Origin of the sequence: Micromonospora sp. WMMD998 (assembly GCF_029581235.1) — a bacterium.
Taxonomy (GTDB): domain Bacteria; phylum Actinomycetota; class Actinomycetes; order Mycobacteriales; family Micromonosporaceae; genus Micromonospora.
In genome coordinates, this window is sequence record NZ_CP120740.1 from 6,251,443 (window position 1) to 6,267,491 (window position 16,049).

General features: G+C 72.5%; 18 protein-coding genes. 12 read left to right on the plus strand and 6 right to left on the minus strand.

From position 1 onward, the window contains the following. Positions 1–66: 66 nt before the first annotated feature. Positions 67–246 (plus strand): DUF6104 family protein, encoded by a 180-nt coding sequence (locus tag O7619_RS28410; RefSeq protein WP_091068787.1) that lies wholly within the window; start codon positions 67–69, stop codon positions 244–246. A 47-nt stretch (positions 247–293) separates the two neighbouring features. Further along, entirely contained in the window at positions 294–998 is a 705-nt protein-coding gene (locus O7619_RS28415; RefSeq protein WP_282284530.1) for a hypothetical protein, read from the plus strand. 7 nt (positions 999–1,005) lie between these two features. On the opposite strand, the gene O7619_RS28420 is transcribed toward O7619_RS28415, so the two are convergent. Then, a complete protein-coding gene (locus O7619_RS28420) occupies positions 1,006–3,108 on the minus strand; it encodes a glycosyltransferase (RefSeq protein ID WP_282288979.1) in 2,103 nt (700 codons plus the stop codon). Between the two features lie 248 nt (positions 3,109–3,356). Between O7619_RS28420 and O7619_RS28425 the strand changes: the two genes are divergently transcribed. The 3 genes from O7619_RS28425 to O7619_RS28435 all read left to right on the plus strand — a co-directional run bounded on the left by O7619_RS28425 (position 3,357) and on the right by O7619_RS28435 (position 7,176). Continuing rightward, the gene (locus O7619_RS28425; protein WP_282284531.1) at positions 3,357–3,722 is read left to right on the plus strand and encodes a GTPase; all 366 of its coding nucleotides are present in this window, start codon (positions 3,357–3,359) and stop codon (positions 3,720–3,722) included. 278 nt (positions 3,723–4,000) lie between these two features. Next, positions 4,001–6,067 carry a phosphate acetyltransferase gene (pta, locus tag O7619_RS28430; RefSeq protein WP_282284532.1) on the plus strand — a complete coding sequence of 689 codons (2,067 nt, stop codon included), beginning with the start codon at positions 4,001–4,003 and terminating at the stop codon, positions 6,065–6,067. Further along, positions 6,064–7,176, plus strand: a complete 1,113-nt coding sequence (locus tag O7619_RS28435) for an acetate kinase (RefSeq protein WP_282284534.1) — start codon at positions 6,064–6,066, stop codon at positions 7,174–7,176. The genes pta and O7619_RS28435 overlap by 4 nt, the downstream gene beginning before the upstream one ends. A 348-nt stretch (positions 7,177–7,524) precedes the next feature. Here the strand turns inward: O7619_RS28435 and O7619_RS28440 are convergent, their stop codons facing one another. Further along, complete coding sequence (locus O7619_RS28440) at positions 7,525–7,698, minus strand: hypothetical protein (RefSeq protein WP_282284535.1); 174 nt, start codon at positions 7,696–7,698, stop codon at positions 7,525–7,527. 448 nt (positions 7,699–8,146) lie between these two features. Here O7619_RS28440 and O7619_RS28445 point away from each other — a divergent pair, with 448 nt between their 5' ends. Then, positions 8,147–8,680, plus strand: coding sequence for an aminoglycoside adenylyltransferase (locus O7619_RS28445; RefSeq protein WP_282284536.1), 534 nt, complete (start codon positions 8,147–8,149; stop codon positions 8,678–8,680). A 93-nt stretch (positions 8,681–8,773) separates the two neighbouring features. Beyond that, positions 8,774–9,736 (plus strand): chlorophyllase, encoded by a 963-nt coding sequence (locus O7619_RS28450; RefSeq protein WP_282284538.1) that lies wholly within the window; start codon positions 8,774–8,776, stop codon positions 9,734–9,736. A gap of 62 nt (positions 9,737–9,798) precedes the next feature. Here the strand turns inward: O7619_RS28450 and O7619_RS28455 are convergent, their stop codons facing one another. From O7619_RS28455 to O7619_RS28465, 3 genes are all read right to left on the minus strand, one after another. Then, complete coding sequence (locus tag O7619_RS28455) at positions 9,799–10,752, minus strand: zinc-binding dehydrogenase (protein ID WP_282284539.1); 954 nt, start codon at positions 10,750–10,752, stop codon at positions 9,799–9,801. Between the two features lie 86 nt (positions 10,753–10,838). Continuing rightward, positions 10,839–12,014, minus strand: coding sequence for an NADP-dependent malic enzyme (locus O7619_RS28460; protein WP_282284540.1), 1,176 nt, complete (start codon positions 12,012–12,014; stop codon positions 10,839–10,841). A gap of 150 nt (positions 12,015–12,164) precedes the next feature. Next, positions 12,165–12,503 carry a S26 family signal peptidase gene (locus O7619_RS28465; protein ID WP_282284541.1) on the minus strand — a complete coding sequence of 113 codons (339 nt, stop codon included), beginning with the start codon at positions 12,501–12,503 and terminating at the stop codon, positions 12,165–12,167. A 53-nt stretch (positions 12,504–12,556) separates the two neighbouring features. On the opposite strand from O7619_RS28465, the gene sodN reads away from it, so the two are divergent. Genes sodN through O7619_RS28480 form a run of 3 tightly spaced genes read left to right on the plus strand, consistent with a single transcriptional unit; the run spans position 12,557 to position 13,922 of the window. Then, positions 12,557–12,961, plus strand: a complete 405-nt coding sequence (gene sodN, locus O7619_RS28470; RefSeq protein WP_282284542.1) for a superoxide dismutase, Ni — start codon at positions 12,557–12,559, stop codon at positions 12,959–12,961. Beyond that, positions 12,958–13,482, plus strand: a complete 525-nt coding sequence (locus tag O7619_RS28475; protein WP_282284543.1) for a GNAT family N-acetyltransferase — start codon at positions 12,958–12,960, stop codon at positions 13,480–13,482. The genes sodN and O7619_RS28475 overlap by 4 nt, the downstream gene beginning before the upstream one ends. A 32-nt stretch (positions 13,483–13,514) precedes the next feature. Beyond that, on the plus strand, positions 13,515–13,922 hold the full coding sequence (locus O7619_RS28480) for an ATP-binding protein (protein ID WP_282284544.1): 408 nt from the start codon (positions 13,515–13,517) through the stop codon (positions 13,920–13,922). Positions 13,923–13,931: 9 nt separating this feature from the next. On the opposite strand, the gene O7619_RS28485 is transcribed toward O7619_RS28480, so the two are convergent. Then, a complete protein-coding gene (locus tag O7619_RS28485) occupies positions 13,932–14,336 on the minus strand; it encodes a hypothetical protein (protein ID WP_282284545.1) in 405 nt (134 codons plus the stop codon). A gap of 43 nt (positions 14,337–14,379) precedes the next feature. On the opposite strand from O7619_RS28485, the gene O7619_RS28490 reads away from it, so the two are divergent. Next, positions 14,380–15,330 (plus strand): diacylglycerol kinase family protein, encoded by a 951-nt coding sequence (locus tag O7619_RS28490; RefSeq protein ID WP_282284546.1) that lies wholly within the window; start codon positions 14,380–14,382, stop codon positions 15,328–15,330. 449 nt (positions 15,331–15,779) lie between these two features. Continuing rightward, on the plus strand, positions 15,780–16,037 hold the full coding sequence (locus O7619_RS28495) for a WhiB family transcriptional regulator (protein ID WP_013288358.1): 258 nt from the start codon (positions 15,780–15,782) through the stop codon (positions 16,035–16,037). Positions 16,038–16,049: the final 12 nt, after the last annotated feature.

Here is a 16,049-nt window from a genome sequence, read left to right on the forward strand (position 1 = left end):
CACATCACCGGCAGCGGCCCGTCCCGGCACCGGGGCGGGCCGCTGCCGTACGACGAGAGGACGACCGTGTACTTCACCGACCGTGGCATCGAGGAGCTGGTCGAGCGCCGGGGCGACGAGCAGGTCAGCCTGGAGTGGCTGGGTGAGCGCCTGCGCGACTTCGTCGACCTGAACCCGGAGTTCGAGACCCCGGTCGAGCGGTTCGCCACCTGGCTGGCCCGCCTCGACGACGAGGATGACGAGTGACTCTTCGCGTTTGACCAATGGCGCTGCGTGACGTCCACTGTTGAGGTATGAACCTCGACACCCGCAAGCCACCACAGGACGCGGTGACCGTGCGCCGGCTGCGCCTCGGGATCGGCTCGGTCGGCCTCGCGCTGCCGGTCGTGCTGGTGGTCGGCCACATCGCCACCACCCGGCGGCTCACCCTCCTCGACTCCCTCAGCGCCTATTACCACAGCGAGATGCGGGACGTCTTCGTCGGCGCGATGTGCGCCGTCGGGGTCTTCCTGATCAGCTACCGCTACCGCCGGCCGGACGACCTGCTGGGCACCGTAGCCGGGGTGCTGGCCGTCGCGGTGGCGCTCGCCCCCACCGCGACCGGCGTACGGTCGGCCCCGCTCGGCGAGAGCGACCGGATCGCCGGGGTGGTGCACCAGGTCGCCGCGGCCGGGCTCTTCGCCCTGCTCGCGGTCTTCTGCCTGTTCCTGTTCGTCCGCCCGGACACCGCAGGTGTCCCGCCCCGCCGCTCCGCGGTGGTCTTCTACCGCACCTGCGGCGGGCTCATCCTGCTCGCGGTCGCGCTCGCGCTGGCCAGCACGCGGCTACCGGACCCGACCCGGCACACCCTCAAGCCGGTGCTGTGGTGCGAGATGCTCGCCGTGTTCGCCTTCGGCGCGGCCTGGGTGGCGAAGAGCGACGCCCTGCTCCGCGCCGCGGAGCCGACCGGCGGGCTCGACGTCACCGGGCCGCAGGCCCGGCCGAGGACGCCGGCGTGACCGGCCGTCAGGCGACGCCGCGCCGCGCCGCCACGTCGAGATTCCCGGTACGCCGCAGCTTCTGCCAACCGAGCCGCCCACCGGTCAACGCGGTGACCACCGACTGGAGCAGAACCAGGTACATCAACTGCCGGTAGACGAACTGCTGGAGCGGCAGCACCCACAACACCCCGAGCTTCTCCCGGTCCAGCCGGAAGGCCACCACGGCGGTGACGAACTGCACCGCGAGCATCGCCAGCCAGGCCACCACCGTCTCCGTCCGGTCGAGGAAGAACAACCCGTACAGGGCGAGCAGGTCGATCACCGGGGCGGCCAGCGGCAGCAGCACGCCGAACAGGGTCAGGAAGGTCAGGCAACGACGGGTGAACCGGCCGGACGAGCCGCGGTCGAGGACCGCCCGCCGGTGCTTCCACATCGCCTGCATGGTGCCGTAGCTCCACCGGTACCGCTGCTTCCAGAGCTGGCCGAGCGTGGCGGGCGCCTCGGTCCAGGCGCGGGCGCTCTCCTCGTACACGATGTGCCAGCCGGCCCGGCCCAGCGCCATGGTGATGTCGGTGTCCTCGGCGAGGGTCTCGTCGGTCATCCCGCCCACCTGGGCCAGCGCCTCCCGGCGGAACCCGCCGATCGCCCCGGGCACGGTCGGCATGCAGCGCAACGTCTCGTAGAGGCGGCGGTCCAGGTTGAAGCCGATGACGTACTCGATGTGCTGCCACTTGGCGATCAGGCTCCGGCGGTTGCCGACCTTGACGTTGCCGGCGACCACGCCCACCCGCGGGTCCGCGAAGGGCTGGACCAGGCGGCGGACCGCGTCGGGCTCGAAGACCGTGTCCCCGTCGACCATCACGACGAGTTCGTGCCGGGCCAGCGCGACGCCGGTGTTCAACGCGCTCGGCTTGCCACCGTTGGGCTTGCGCACCACCCGGACGTTCGGCAGGCCGAGCGCCGCCACGATGTCGGCGGTGCCGTCGGTGGACCCGTCGTCGACGACCACCACCTCGATGCCGCCGGGGTGGTCGCCGCCGGCCAGGGAACGGACGGCCGCCGCGATGCCCTCCTTCTCGTTGTACGCGGGCACGATCACCGAGACGGGTTCGGTGACCGGCGGCCCCCAGGACCAGTCGGGGCGGCGTCGGCGGGCCGCGTGCCGCAGGGCCAGCACGAAGAGCAACAGGGTCCGGCCGACGGTGAGCGCCCCGACGAGGAGGAAGAAGACGCCGAACACCGCGAACATGTGGTCGGCCACGCTCACCGCGCCGACGAGCATGTCGCCCCGCCACCGGTCGGCGCGCGGAGCGGCCACCTGCTCACCCGACGGGCCGGTCACCCCGGCCTCGGCCAGCGTGCGGTCGAGTCCCTCGCTCACCGTGGTGAAGGTGTAGCCGCGCTGCTGCATCATCGGGATGTACCGGTCCAGCGCGGCCACGGTGCCGGACCGGTCGCCGCCCGCGTCGTGCCACAACGCGATGGTGCCGGCCTCTCCGGCCGGGGTCGCGTTGGCGAGCATCGTCTCGATCGTGGGCTTTTCCCAGTCCCGGCTGTCGACGTCGTTCACCACGGTCAGGTAGCCCAGCTCGCCGGCCTGCCGGAGCACCGGCCAGTCCCGGTCGGTGTAGGCGTCGGCGCTCGACGAGTACGGGAAGCGCAGCAGCGACGTGCGGATCCCGGTGGCGCTGGCGATGGCGAGCTGGGTCTGCGCGTACTCCAGTTCCCGCCGCCATCCGGGCAGCACCGCGAGGTCAGGGTGGGTGAACGTGTGCACGCCCAGCTCGTGGCCGCCGGCCACCATGCGACCGGCCAGCTCCCGGTTGCGCAGCACCTGCGTGCCGATGACGAAGAAGGTCGCCTTCACCTGGTATTTGTCGAGCACCCGCAGCACCTCGGGCGTCCACCGCGGGTCCGGGCCGTCGTCGAAGGTGAGGGCGATGGTACGCGGCGGCAACTCGTGCGACTGGGTCCGGCCCTCCGCGCCGACGTTGACGATCGGGCCGCCCTCGACCACCGAGGTGGGCACCTCCCGCTGGGTGCCCGGCGCGGCGCGTTCGCCGGGCACGAACGCGGAGTTGGCGTACGCCTCGACGAAGAGCAGGCCGCCCAGGATGACGACGACCATGGTGAGGACCAGCCAGCTCGGTCGCGGCACGATGCGCCGGCTGCGGGACCGGCGGGCGGCGGCGATCTGCCGGGCGTCCAGGGCGACGGTCGGCGCGGTCCGGGCGGCGGCCGTCCGTCGCCCGGCGCGCTGCCGGCGGGCGGCGGCGACGCGCCGCGGGTCCAGGCGGGTGGTGGGATCCTCACTCACCGGCGGTCCGGCCCGGCTCGGGGAGCAGGTCGGGCAGGTCGATCAAGGGGGGTGGGGCGGTGGTGGTCGGCGCGGTGGTGGTCGGCGTCGCCGTGGGTGGCGCGGTGGTGGCCGGTGGCCTGGTCGTGCGCGGCGGGGGCGACGGGGTCACGGTCGGCCGGGGGGACGCGGTGGCGCTGCGGCTGGCGCTGCTGGAGGCGCCGCCCGGGGTGGCGGAGGTGGCCGCCGGCCGCGACGGAGCGGGACGGGCGGGCGGTGGCGCGACCGTCACCGCCGACGCGGACGGCGTGACCGCGGTCGTCGTCGGCGACGCCGACGGGGTGGGTGCCGGCTTCTCCTCCTCCGTGCTCGCCTCGACGAACGGGATGACGGCATCCGGGGTGACCGGCCCGCCGGCGAAGCTGACCCCCACCAAAACGGTGTAGAACACCCCGGCCGCACCGGCGCAGTAGGCGAGCCGACGCAGCCGCCGACGCCTCCGGCCGGTCGAGTCGACGAAGACGGGAGGCGGTTCGGGGGCGACGGGAATGAGTTCGGTCGGGCCTTCCACCTGGATTATTATAGATAAGAAAAAAATCCGCCTTCACCCTCGGGGGTGGCTCTGACCAGCCACAATAGAACCCCGCCTTTATGTGATCTTGGGGAATCGGGCCCGGGTCCAAGGACCCGGGCGGAGGTTCGAGCGATCTTGTAGCGTGAGGTCGTGGCGCGCAGCGTGTACCTCACCGGAGTGGGATCGGGCGGGGGCAAGTCGACCGTGGCACTCGGGCTGGCCGAGTTGCTCTCCCGGCAGGTCGAGCGGATCGGCGTGTTCCGGCCGCTCGTCGCCGGCGACCGCCCGGACCCGATCCTGGCCCTGCTCACCGAGCGCTACCGGGTGGAGTCGCCGGTCGACGAGTTGCACGGCGCGACGTACGCCGAGGCCACCGCGCTTGTCGCGAACGGCCGGCGAGAAGAGCTGATCGCCACGATCGTGGCCCGCTACCGGGAGGTCGAGCGGCGCTGCCCCGCCGTCGTGGTGGTGGGCAGCGACTTCGCCGACGGCGACGGCGCCGGCCCACGCGAGCTGGCGTTCAACGCCCGCCTGGCGACCGAGTTCGGCAGCGTGGTGGTGCCCGTGGTGGACGGCTTCGGGCAGCCGCCCGAGGCGATCACCGCGGTGATGCGTGGCGCGTACCACGATCTGGCCGACCTGGGCGCGACGGTGGTGGCGGTGGTCGCCAACCGCGTGCCCGAGCCGATGACGCTGCCCGAGCTGCCGGTCCCCGCGTACGCCATCCCGGAGGTGCCGACCGTGTCGGCGCCGACGGTGGCCGAGGTGGCGGCGGCGCTGGGCGCCACCCGGCTCGCCGGCGACCGGGCCGCGCTCGACCGCGACGTGCTCGACTACGTGGTCGGCGCGGCGCACGTGCCGACCCTGCTGGACCACCTCACCGACGGCGCCCTGGTCATCACCCCGGGCGACCGGGCCGACCTGCTGGTGGCGGCCGGCGCCGCGCACGTCGCCGGGCAGGTGTCGCTCGCCGGGCTGGTGCTCACCCTCGGCGAGCAACCCGACCCGCGGGCCATGCGCCTCGTCGAACGGATGAACACCGGGCTGGCCGTGCTCTCGGTCACCAGCGACAGCTACGACACGGTCGAGGCGTCCAGCCGGATCGAGGGCCGACCCAGCACGGCCAACCCCCGCAAGGTCGAGGCGGCGCTCGGCGCGTTCGAACGCTGCGTGGACACCGACGACCTGGCCCGCCGGCTCCGGGTCACCCGCTCCGCGCGGGTCACCCCGCTGATGTTCTCCAACGACCTGATCGACCGCGCCCGGGCCGGACGCCGCCGGCTGGTGCTGCCCGAGGGCACCGAGGGCCGGATCCTGCGCGCGGCGGAGGTGCTGCTGCGCCGGGGCGTCGCCGAACTCACCCTGCTCGGACGCCCCGACGAGGTCGTCCGGCGCAGCCGTGAGCTGGGCGTCGACATCGGCGACGCCCAGGTGGTCGACCCGGCGACCAGCGAGTGGCGGGACGAGTTCGCCGCCGAATACGCGACCCTGCGCGCCCACCGGGGCATGACGCCCGAGCTGGCGTACGACACCATGGCCCAACCCAACTACTTCGGCACCATGATGGTGCGGACCGGCCGAGCCGACGGGATGGTCTCCGGGGCCACCCACACCACGGCCGCCACCATCCGCCCCGCCTTCGAGATCATCCGGACCGTGCCCGGCGTCTCGGTCGCGTCGAGCGTCTTCTTCATGCTGCTCGCCGACCGGGTGCTGGTCTACGGCGACTGCGCGGTCAACCCGGACCCGGACGCCGCCCAGCTCGCCGACATCGCCATCTCGTCGGCCGACACCGCGGCCAGGTTCGGCATCGAACCCCGGGTGGCGATGCTGTCGTACTCGACCGGCAGCTCCGGCGCCGGCACCGACGTGGAGAAGGTCGCCGCGGCCACCGCGCTGGTCCGCGAACGCCGGCCGGACCTGCTCGTCGAAGGGCCGATCCAGTACGACGCGGCGATCGACCCGCAGGTCGCGGCCACCAAGCTGCCGGACAACCCGGTCGCGGGACGGGCCACCGTGTTCATCTTCCCGGACCTGAACACCGGCAACAACACGTACAAGGCGGTGCAGCGCTCGGCCGGCGCGGTGGCGGTCGGCCCCGTCATGCAGGGCCTGCGCCGGCCGGTGAACGACCTGTCCCGGGGCGCCACCGTGCCGGACATCGTCAACACGGTGGCGATCACCGCCATCCAGGCCGCCGCGGAGGCGTCGGAATGAGCCGCATCCTGGTCCTCAACAGCGGATCCTCGTCCGTCAAATACCGGCTGTACGACGGTGACCAGGTCCTCGACCAGGGCACCGTCGAACGCATCGGTGAGCCGGGCGGCGGACCGCCCGACCACGAGGCCGCCGTCCGGGACATCCTCGACCGGCTCGACCTCGACGGGCTGGCCGGCGTCGGGCACCGGGTGGTGCACGGCGGGCGACGGTTCAGCACCCCGGTGCGCATCGACGACGCGGTCGTCACCGCGATCGAGGAACTCGTCCCGCTCGCCCCGCTGCACAACCCGGTGAACCTGGCCGGCATCCGGGTGGCCCGGGAGGCGCTGCCGGACACCCCGCAGGTGGCGGTCTTCGACACCGCGTTCCACCACACGCTGCCCGAGGCCGCCGCCACCTACGCCATCGACCGGGCCACCGCCGAACGCCACGACATCCGCCGGTACGGCTTCCACGGCACCTCGCACGCATACGTGTCACGGCGGGCCGCCGAACTGCTCGACCGGCCGTACGCCGAACTGAACACCATCACGCTGCACCTGGGCAACGGGGCGAGCGCGTGCGCGGTGCGGGGCGGCCGGAGCGTGGCCACCTCGATGGGCATGTCCCCGCTGGAAGGGTTGGTGATGGGCACCCGCAGCGGCGACCTCGACCCGACGGTCATCTTCCACCTGCGCCGCGAGGGCGGAATGGGCGTCGACGAGATCGACGACCTGCTCAACCACCGCAGCGGCCTACTCGGGCTGACCGGCGTCAACGACATGCGGGAGGTGCTGGCCCGCCGGGACGCCGGCGACCCGGACGCGACACTGGCGTTCGACGTCTACTGCCGCCGGATCACCGGCTACGTGGGCGCGTACTACGCGCTGCTCGGCCGGGTCGACGCGATCGCCTTCACCGCCGGGGTCGGCGAACACGCCGCCGCGGTCCGGGCCGCGTCGCTGGCCGGGCTGGACCGACTCGGCATCGCCGTCGACCCCGCCCGCAACGACGGTACGGGTGACCGGGTGGTCTCCCCCGCCGGCGCGGAGGTCGCGGTGCTGGTGGTCGCCACCGACGAGGAACGGGAGATCGCCCGCGAGACCCGCGACGTGCTCGCCGCCTGACCCGTTGATCGACACGCTCCCGCCGACACGGCGGACGCCGTCCATCTCGACCGACACGCTCCCGCCGACACGGCAGACGCCGCCCCGCTTGATCGACACGCTCCCGCCGACACGGCAGACGCCGCCCCGCTCGACCGACACGCTCCCGCCGACACGGCGGACGCCGCCCGGCTCGACCGACACGCTCCCGCCGACGCGGCGGACGCCGTCCGGCTCGATCGACACGCTCCCGCCGACGCGGCGGACGCCGCCCCGCTTGATCGACACCATTTCGCCGAGGTGGCGGTATCGCTGCCGGGCCGATGCCGCCACCTCGGCGTACCGGTGCGGATCAAGGAAGTTCGGGGCTCAGCGGAGCGCGAGCCAGGCGACCAGGGCGACGACGACCACGACGGCCACGCCGATCCCGGCGATCAGCGGCAGCCGCGACGGCGCCGGCGCCGGGGCGGCCGACTCGGGCGCGTCCACGAAGGCGCGGAACTGCGCGGTGTTGCCGCTCGGATCGGTGTAGTTCTCAGTCATGCGCGTGACCCTAGCGAAGCCGGACGGGCGGCACGGTCCCGCCGGGCCGGCCCCGGCGCTCCCGGACACCCGATCGCGACGAAACCGATCCGGCCGGTGGAGACACCGCCCGGCCGGACGGCGGGCGCGCGTCAACCGCTCGGCCGCCTACTCTGCAGTGGTGACGGCGACGGCGGCTGGCCGGGCTCACGGCGGCGCTGCTGGGTCGCCACCTCCGACCCGATCCCGGCCGCCGTCCTCAGCCTGCTCCGGCAGGGCACGGCGAATACTCACCCCGGTTCGCCCCGGTGCTCGCCACCACCACCGACTTCCTCCCTTGGACGCTCGACGACGACCGGGCCGCCCTGCGCCGCCTCCCCGCCGCCGCAGGTGTTAATAGGGGGCCCCGCCTCTACCGCAGGCGTTAAAAAGGGGCCCCTCCTCACCCCATCGGCGTAGCATTCGCTCGATGGACGGGCTGGAACAGCGGCAACTGGACGCCATCCGGGACGTCGTCGACCTGGCCGGTGTGGCCGGGATCGAGGTCTGGCTGCGCGGTGGCTGGGCGATGGACTTCCACCTCGGCACGGTGAGCCGCCCGCACGTCGACGTCGACTGGTACTGCTGGCGGCACGACGCCGACCGGTTGGCCGCCCGGCTCGGTGGGCAGGGCTGGCGCCCCGACCCACGGATGCCCGCAGCCAACCAGCTTGACCTGCTTCGCGGCGACGTCGAGCTGAGCTTCGCCTACCTGGACCGGGATCCGACCGGCCGGGTGGTCGTCGGCGCCGGCCCGTGGGCGGGCACCGCCCTGCCGGACGGGATGCTGGCCGCCCCGCCGGGCCGGATCGGGTCGCTCGTGGCACCGGTGATCAGTGTCACCGCACAGATCGAGTTCAAGGAGATGTTCCCGGTCTGGATGCCCGAGCGCCCTCGACGCGCCAAGGATGCCGCCGACCTGGCCCGCCTCCAGGCGTCGATCGGCAAACGCCCGCCGGGCTGACCCACCCGCGCCGAGTGTTAATAGGGGCCCCCGCCTCTACCGCAGGCGTTAAGAAGGGGCCCCTCCTTACAACCGCGAGGCACAATCGGGGGCATGCGCCGTCGTTCCGTTGCCCTGGTTGCCGCCGCTCTGCTCGGCGTCGGCCTGGCCGGCTGTTCGGAGCCGACCGCCCCGACCGGGCGACCGGCCCCCGACGCCTCACCGCAGGCCACCACGCCTGCCCCACGGGTCGCCACAGGCAAGGCGCCCACGAAGAGCTTCGCGGTCGGCGTACGTCAACTGAAGCTGAACCGCGACGGCGACCGGCCGTTGCCGGTGACGCTCTGGTATCCGGCGACGGGCGCGGCCGGCGGCGCCGCCGAGCGGTCCGCCCGCGCGGCCGACGGGCGGTTCCCGGTGGTGCTGTTCAGCCACGGCCTCGATGCCCGGCCGGAGGACTACCAGGTGCTGTTGACGCGCTGGGCGGCGGCCGGGTTCGTGGTGGCCGCGCCGCGGTTCCCGCACACCGCGCGGGGCGGTGACGGCAACCCGCTGGACGTGCTCAACCAGCCGGCCGACGTGTCGTACGTGTTGACCCGAGTGCTCGCGCTCGGCGAGGCGGCGGGTGATCCGCTGCGCGGCCGGCTGGATCCGGAGCGGGTGGCCGCGACCGGGCACAGCGCCGGCGGTGTGACCACCATCGGGCTGTTCACCATCGGCCGGGACGAGCGGCTGGACGCCGGGATCGTGTTCGCCGGTACGGCGCTCGGCGTGGGCACCGGGTTCGCCGGCGCCGCCGCGCCGCAGTTGTTCGTGCACGGCGAGGCGGACGAGGTGGTGTCGTACGCGGCGGGCAAGGCCGTGTTCGACGCGGTGCCGTGGCCGAAGGCGATGCTCAGCCTGCCGAAGGGCGATCATGGCCGGGCGCTGCTGGGTGACGGGAAGGCGCTGCGGGTGGTCGCCGACACCACGGTCGAGTTCCTCCGCTGGACTCTCTACGGTGATCCGGTGGCAAAGAAACGCCTCCCCACCGAAGCGACGAGTGGCAACCTGGCCACCCTCGACGACCGGCTGTAAGGCGGGGCCCCCGCTTAACGCCTGCGGTAGAGGCGGGGCCCCCGCTTAACGCGCGCGCCGGCTCAGGTGGTGTGGTCGACGACCACCTTGCCGAAGACCTCGCCGGAGTGCAGCCGAGCGAACGCCTCCTCGATCCGGCTGAACGGCACCACCCGGTCCACCACCGGCCGGACCCCGTGCTCGGCGCAGAACGCGAGCAGCTCGGCCAGTTCGCCCGGGGTGCCCATGGAGGTGCCGAGGATCTCCAGTTGCATGGCGAAGACCCGACGCAGGTTGACTGTGGGCTCGTACCCGGCGGTCGCGCCGGAGACCACGATCCGGGCCATCGGCGCGGCCGATTTCAGCGAGTGGTCGAACGTGGCCGCGCCGACCGTCTCGATCACCACGTCGACCCGCTCCGGCAGGCGCGCGCCGGGCTCCAGCGCGGTGGCGCCCAGCTCGGCGATCCGCTCCCGTTTGGCTGCGTCGCGGCTGGTCGCGTACACCCGCTTGCCGAACGCGACGCCGAGCGCGACCGCCGCGGTGGCCACGCCGCCGCCGGCGCCCTGGACCAGCACCGACTCGCCGTCGGCGACCCGGCCCCGGGTGGTGAGCATCCGCCACGCGGTGAGCCAGGCCGTGGGCAGGCACGCCGCGTCGGTGGCCGACAGGCCGTCGGGCAGCGGCAGCAGGTTCATCCGGGGTACGGCGACCAGCTCGGCGAAGGTGCCCGGGAAGCGCTCGGAGAGGATGGAGACCCCGCGCGGGTCGCCCGGGGTGGGCACCACCGGGTAGATGACCACCTCGTTGCCGTCCGGGTCGGTGCCGACCGCGTCGCAGCCGAGGATCATCGGGAGTTGGTCGGCGGTCAGGCCGACGCCGCGCAGCGACCAGAGGTCGTGGTGGTTGAGCGAGCTGGCGCGCACCCGCACGGTGACCCAGTCGTCCTGCGGGTGGGTCGGCTCGGGACGGTCGCCGACGGCGAGCGCGGCGAGCGGGTTGTCGTCGTCGAAGGCCGAGGCATAGGCAGCACGCATGATCCGCACCGTAACAAGCTGAGCGGCCGTTAAGAAGGGGCCCTTCCTATGCAGAAGGCGTTAAGAAGGGCCCCCTCCTTACACCCTCAGCGGCGCGCGACCCCGTCGCGCCGGGCGGCTTCGGCGACCGCCTCCGCGACGGCGGGGGCGACCCGCGGGTCCAGCGGCGACGGCACGATCGCGTCGGCGGTCAGCGACTCGGCCACCACGCCGGCGATGGCGTCGGCGGCGGCCACCTTCATCCCCTCGGTGATCCGGGTGGCGCCGGCATCGAGCGCGCCGCGGAACACGCCCGGGAAGGCGAGCACGTTGTTGATCTGGTTCGGGTAGTCGCTGCGCCCGGTGGCGACCACGGCGACGTGCCGGGCGGCCACCTCGGGGTGCACCTCCGGCGTGGGGTTCGCGAGCGCGAAGACGATGCCGCCGGGGGCCATGCCGGCCACCGCCCTCTCGGGGATCTGGCCGCCGGAGACGCCGACGAGCACGTCCGCGCCGCGCAGCGCCTCGGTGACGTCACCCTGGCGACCCTCGGCGTTGGTGAGTTCGGCCAGTTCGGCCTTGGTGCCGGTGAGGTCGCGGTGCCGGCCGATGATGCCGCGCGAGTCGCAGACCACCACCCGGGCCGGGTCGACGCCGCCGGCGATCAGCATCTTCGTGACCGCCACTCCGGCCGCGCCGGCCCCGCTGACCGCCACCCGCAGGTCACCGAGCTTGCGGTTGAGCAGCGTCGCGGCGTTGCGCAGCGCGGCCAGCACCACGATCGCGGTGCCGTGCTGGTCGTCGTGGAAGACCGGGATGGGCAGCGCCTCGTCCAGCCGACGTTCCACCTCGAAGCAGCGCGGCGCGCTGATGTCCTCCAGGTTGATGCCGCCGAACGAGGGCGCGATCGCCCGTACCACCGCGACGATCTCCTCCACGTCCTGGGTGTCCAGGCAGACCGGCACCGCGTCCACGCCGGCGAACTGCTTGAACAGCACCGCCTTGCCCTCCATCACGGGCAGCGCGGCGCGTGGGCCGATGTTGCCCAGACCGAGGACGGCGGAGCCGTCGGTGACCACGGCGACGGTGTGCGACACCCACGTGTAGGTGTCGGCGAGGTCGGGATCGGCGGCGATCGCCTCGCAGACCCGGGCAACCCCCGGGGTGTACGCGAGGGAGAGGTCTTCCCGGCTGGTCAGCGGCACGGTCGAGGCGACGGCCATCTTGCCGCCGACGTGCAGCCGGAAGACGGGATCAGCGGGGTCCGGGGTGGACGCAGACATGGTGACTCCAGGATCTGTCGAGCAGACGGACCGGCCGGCGCGGTCGGCGAGGTCAGCGACCGGCGGGGCGGCGGTGCGGGGGGTCACCCGGGCACTTCCGAGCATAGTCACGGGTCGGCTCCCACGATGTGAGCGGGGTCATATCCACCGTCACCCCTGCGGACGGCCCCTGATCCGACCCGGCCGGGGCCACCAGCGGACCACCACCCGGCCGCGTACGTCGGCCACTCCGTACGCCCGGGAGTCGTCGGTGACCAGGTCGTTGTCGCCGCGCAGCCACCAGCCGCCGTCGCGTGGCTCGACCGCGCGCTTCACCACGAGCAGGTCGGGGCGGCTGCGGAAGACCGCGACCACCACGTCGCCGGGACGGACCGGACGGCCACCGGTGCGCACCAGCACCGCGTCGCCGTGACGCAGTGTCGGGGACATGGACGGGCCGGTTATCAGGACGGGCAGCACGGGTTTCACCTCCCGCCCGCTGGAAAGCATCTCCAGGAGTAATGTCGTCTTCGATCATCGCAAACATCCCATGGAGGACCCTGATGCGCCTTCCTCGCATCCTCACGCCCCGGGTGACCGCCAGCGCCCACTGTGACCTGCCCTGCGGCGTCTACGACCCGGCCCAGGCTCGGATCGAGGCCGAGTCGGTCAAAATGATCTGCGAGAAATACCAGGCGAACACCGATCCGGAGTTCCGCACCCGCGCCATCCTGATCAAGGAGCAGCGGGCCGAGCTGGTCAAGCACCACCTGTGGGTGCTCTGGACCGACTACTTCAAGCCGCCGCACTTCGAGAAGTACCCGCACCTGCACCAGCTCTTCAATGAGGCCACCAAGCTGGCCGGCGCGGCCGGCGCCAAGGGCGGGACCGACCCGGCCAAGGCCGACGAGCTGCTCTCGAAGATCGACGAGATCTCCAAGATCTTCTGGGAGACCAAGCAGGCGTGACCTCGCCCGTCACGGTGCCGACGATCCGGCCGGTACGTCCTGAGGACGTGCCGGCCGTCGTCGCGATGGTGCACGAACTCGCCGCGTACGAGCGCGCTCCGGAGCAGTGTCACCTCACCGCCGAGCAGCTCGACGTGGCGTTGTTCGGCCCCGAGCCGGCGCTGTACGGGCACGTCGCGGTGGACGCGGCGGACGAGCCGGTGGGCTTCGCCCTCTGGTTCCTCAACTTCTCCACCTGGGCCGGTGTGCACGGCATCTACCTGGAGGATCTCTACGTGCGGCCGGATGCCCGGGGCACCGGCGCCGGCCGGCTGCTGCTGGCCGCCCTGGCCGCGATCTGCGTCGAGCGCGGATACCAGCGGCTCGAATGGTGGATGATCAACTGGAATCCCGCGGCCCGCTTCTACGCCGCGATCGGCGCCACGCCGATGGACGAGTGGACGCCGTATCGGCTGGCCGGGGCCGCGTTGGGCGAGCTCGCCGCGCAGGCGACGCCCGCACCCACCCGTTCGGCCGACTGAGCGGGTAGAGTCCCGCACCGGGGGGATGAGGCGTGACTCAACTGACCGGGCATCCGACGACGGACGACGACGTCGTGCACCTCACCGTGCCCGCCGACGGCGGTTATCTCGGCGTGCTCCGCACCGCCACGGCCGGCCTCGCGGCCCGGCTCCAGTTCGCGCTCGACGAGATCGAGGATCTGCGCATCGCGGTCGACGAGGCGTGCGCCATGCTCCTCGCCATCGCCACCCGTGACGCCGAGTTGGAGTGTCGCTTCGCGGTCACCGAGGACGCGCTCACCGTCGAGGTGACCGTGCCGACCGTGCGGGGCGCCACGCTCCCGTCCGAGTCGTCCTTCGCCTGGAAGGTGCTCACCGCGTTGACCACCGGTGCCGGCGCGCGGGCCGCCGACGGCCGGGCCACCATCTCGCTGTTGACCCGCCGCTCGAGCGGCTACTGACCGGCCCGGCTACCGGTCGGCCGGGCCGCCGAAGCCGAGCGCCCGGTTGGTCGGGCCGCTGAGCAACAGCCCGACGACGCCGAGCCCGAGCGCCATCAGCGGCAGCCCGAGCCAGCCCAGCCCGCCGGTGAGCATGTACCACCCGATGGGCAGCAGCATGAGTTGGAGCACGATGGCCGGCGCGCGGGCACCCGTCCGCCGCCGGGACAGCGCGCCGCCGAGCGCCCAGAGCGCGACCGCCCCGGCGACCGCGAAGACGGTCACCAGCAGCGCCGAGGTCAGGTCGGTGCGCTCGGCGGTGAGGTCGGACCAGATCAGCCACAGCGCGACCAGCCCGAGCGCCACCGCCTCGGCGCGCAGCAGGAGCACCGCCGCGCGGAGCGGGCCGGGGACCGGGTCCGAGTCGATCGTCACGGGCGCCACGATACCGGTGGGTAGGCGCGGTATTGTGCCGCCCATGCGGGCCGTCCTGGTGGTCAATCCGAAGGCCACCACCACAAGCGAGCGCAGCCGGGACGTGCTGGTCCGGGCACTGCGCAGTGAAGTCGACCTGTCGGTGCGATACACCCGCCGACGGGGCCACGCCATGGATCTGGCCCGGGAGGCCGCCCAGGAGGGTGTCGACCTGGTCGTCACGCTCGGCGGCGACGGCACGGTCAACGAGGTGGTCAACGGATTGATGGCGGCCGAGCCGCCGACGTTCCGCACCGGGCCGACCTCGGCCGAGCGGCTGCCGGCGCTGGCCACCGTGCCGGGTGGCTCGACGAACGTCTTCGCCCGGGCGCTCGGGTTGCCGCGGGAGTGGCCGGACGGCACCAGCATGATCCTGGAAGGGCTGCGCCTGGGCCGGTCCCGCACCATCGGGCTGGGCCGGGCGGACGACCGTTACTTCACGTTCTGCGCCGGCTTCGGGCTGGACGCGGCGGTCATCCGGCGGGTGGAGCAGGCCCGCAAGCGGGGCCGGGTGTCCACCCCGGCCCTCTACTTCCGGTCCACGGCCAGCCAGTACTTCGTCGGCTCCGACCGCCGCCACCCGCCGATCACGTTGGAACGCCCGGGTGAGGCGCCGGCGACCGAGTTGGCGACCGCGATCATCCAGAACACCGCGCCGTGGACCTATCTCGGTGACCGTGAGATCAACCCGAATCCGGAGGCGTCGTTCGACCTCGGGCTCGACGTGCTCGCCATCCGGCAGCTCAAGGTGGCCAGCACCACACGGACGGTGACTCAGTTCTTCTCCCGGAAGCCCGATCCGCACGGCAAGCAGGTGCTCCGGCTGCACGATGTGGAGGAGTTCACGCTGCTCGCGACCCGTCCGCTGCCGTTCCAGCTCGATGGCGACTATCTCGGCGAGCGGGAAAAAGTCAGATTCACATCCGTACCCGCCGCACTGAGAGTAATCTGCTAGGTCTCGGGTATCCCCGTCGGTTGACGCGGACCCCCGCCCGCGCAGGGGCGAGGTGGCCGCCACGCCGAGGAAGGGTGCCGGAAATGTCAGCATCGTCACGCAGACCGTACTATATTGATCCTCGACTGTGGCACACCGGGTAACGAGAGCCCTCGCAAACCGGGACAAATGGGTGGTGAGCCCGCTCACTGTTCGGAGTTTTTCCGAGCGTCACCCTTGACATCGCTGTAGTTCGTGAAAGTATTCACAAGCGAACTCGTGTTACCGGGACATCGCCTGGATACGCTCGTCCGGTTGAGCTGTTCCAGCAGGTCCAGGGGCCCGCAGCCTGCTCACGCAGCGCCGAATTGATGGATGCTGACCGTCACCTTTCGGCAACGCGGACGCATATAAGGAATAGCAACAAAGCGTTATCTGGCCATCCACTAAGAATGAGGAGTGTTGCCGCCATGGACTGGCGCCACGATTCGGTCTGCCGCGACGAGGACCCGGAGCTGTTCTTCCCGATCGGGACGTCCGGTCCGGCCCTCCTGCAGGTGGAGCAGGCGAAGGCCGTCTGCCGGCGCTGCCCCGTGACCGACCAGTGCCTGCAGTGGGCGCTGGAGTCCGGTCAGGACGCCGGCGTCTGGGGCGGGATGAGCGAGGAGGAGCGCCGCGCCGTCAAGCGTCGCGGTGGTCTCCGGGTGCTGCGCGCTCACTCCGCCTGACCCACACACGCG